Source organism: Ensifer aridi (assembly GCF_002078505.1).
Taxonomy (GTDB): domain Bacteria; phylum Pseudomonadota; class Alphaproteobacteria; order Rhizobiales; family Rhizobiaceae; genus Sinorhizobium; species Sinorhizobium aridi.
This window is the reverse complement of the sequence record NZ_LUAV01000009.1, coordinates 1-704: the sequence shown is the minus strand read 5'-3', so window position 1 is coordinate 704 and position 704 is coordinate 1. Positions and strand designations below refer to the sequence as shown.

Here is a 704-nt window from a genome sequence, read left to right as displayed (position 1 = left end):
GGCCGGCGAGGTGCTGGTCGAGGTCAAGGCGACCGGCATCTGCCACACCGACGACTTCACCCTGTCGGGCGCCGATCCGGAGGGGCTGTTTCCGGCAATCCTCGGCCATGAGGGCGCCGGCATCGTCGTCGATGTCGGCCCCGGCGTCACCAGCGTCAAGAAGGGCGACCACGTCATTCCGCTCTATACGCCGGAATGCCGCGCCTGCCCCTCGTGCCTCAGCCGCAAGACCAATCTCTGCACCGCCATCCGCGCCACCCAAGGCCAGGGGCTGATGCCGGACGGCACCTCGCGCTTCTCGATTAACGGCGACAAGATCCATCACTATATGGGCTGCTCGACCTTTGCCAACTTCACCGTGCTGCCGGAGATCGCCGTCGCCAAGGTCAATCCCGACGCCCCCTTCGACAAGATCTGCTACATCGGCTGCGGCGTCACCACCGGCATCGGCGCCGTCATCAACACCGCACGAGTCGAGATGGGCTCGACGGCGATCGTCTTCGGTCTCGGCGGCATCGGTTTGAACGTCATCCAGGGGCTACGGCTGGCCGGTGCCGACATGATCATCGGCGTCGACATCAACAACGACAAGAAGCCCTGGGGCGAAAGGTTCGGCATGACCCACTTCGTCAATCCGACCGAGGTCGGCGACGACATCGTGCCCTATCTCGTCAACCTGACCAAGCGCGGCGCCGACCAGATCG

Annotated in this window: 1 protein-coding gene; it reads left to right on the top strand. The window is 64.8% G+C overall.

What is annotated here, in order from left to right; all coding sequences use genetic code 11:
• Positions 1 to 704 (top strand): alcohol dehydrogenase catalytic domain-containing protein (locus tag AYK65_RS08475; RefSeq protein ID WP_172401983.1); only part of this gene is annotated, 704 nt, incomplete at both ends.